Consider the following 1,183-nt stretch of genomic DNA (forward strand, 5'->3'; position numbering starts at 1 on the left):
TTTACATCATACTTCGGTTGGCCCGAAGGTTTCTGAGTAGATGTTGAAATTTACACTTCCTCTTTTTGCGAGTTCGTCATTGACAAAATGCATGTAGCCGCTTGGTCCGAGAAGGTAGACATCGTATTTTTGGTTTGGTACGATGAAATCAAAGTCACTGCTTTGAAGACGATTGGAATTTTCAGCATCTGAGTAAAAATCAGTAACCGTAAAATTTGGGTATTTTGCAGCCAATTGAGAGAGCCATTCTCCAAACGGACGATGACTCTCAGACCTATTTGAATTGTACATTTTCACTTTGCGACCCTTGGAAAGAGCTTGCTCAATAATACTGACAAGTGGTGTAATTCCAATGCCTCCAACGTAAACCAACATTTCCACACTTGGGTCATTTTCATGATAAGTAAAGCTACCACCTGGTGAAGCTACTCTGATTTTGTCACCGACTTTAAGTTGTTCATGAATATGGCTGGAAATCTGTCCACCTTCAAGCTTGCGGACGGAAATTCGATAATGGTTTTCTGTTGGAAATTCAGAAAGAGAATACTCTCTACTCTTTTCAAACTCCAGCCCTGGAAGTTTCCAACGAATACAGACATACTGACCTCTCTGAGGAGTTGCAATTGCACTTTTATCGGTTGGTGAAAAATAGACTGATTTCACATCGCTTGCTTCATTTTGTATTTTTTCAATGGTGAATTCCTTGAACCCGTTCCAAGGTTGTTTCTGGTAACAAGTATCCTCGGCGTTGATCAACAACCGAGCCAAGTTTCCATAGGCAGTTGCCCATGCTTGAAGAAATTCAGGTGTCGCTAATTCTCCCAACATATTTTCCATGGTGTTGAGAAGACAAGTTCCAACAATTGGATAGTGTTCTGGTTTGACCTGGAGTCCCACATGTTTCGTGACAATTTGCTGAACAAACCCAGTCAAGGGTTCCAAATTTTCAATATTTTCGGCATATTTCAACAATGCAAATGCAAGAATTTTGGGTTGACGTAACAGTTTTTGATCAGATTCATTGAAAAACGGCTTTACTTCAGGATAACTGGAGAGCATTTTCTGATAAAAGTTCTTGGTGAGTTCCTGACCCAGAGCTTTCAATATTGGAACTGAAGCCTTGACAATGTTAACTTGTTCTGGACTAAGCTGTTGAATGGTGTACACTTGATTTGCAGCCTTT

At 40.2% G+C, this 1,183-nt stretch carries 1 protein-coding gene; it reads right to left on the reverse strand.

Going from position 1 to position 1,183, the window contains the following annotated elements:
* Positions 1–6: 6 nt before the first annotated feature.
* Positions 7–1,183: globin domain-containing protein (locus tag H9Y04_RS49070; protein WP_214662302.1), on the reverse strand; the 1,177-nt coding region annotated here is incomplete at its 5' end.

Origin of the sequence: Streptomyces polyasparticus (genome assembly GCF_014493765.1) — a bacterium.
Lineage (GTDB): Bacteria > Actinomycetota > Actinomycetes > Streptomycetales > Streptomycetaceae > Streptomyces > Streptomyces polyasparticus.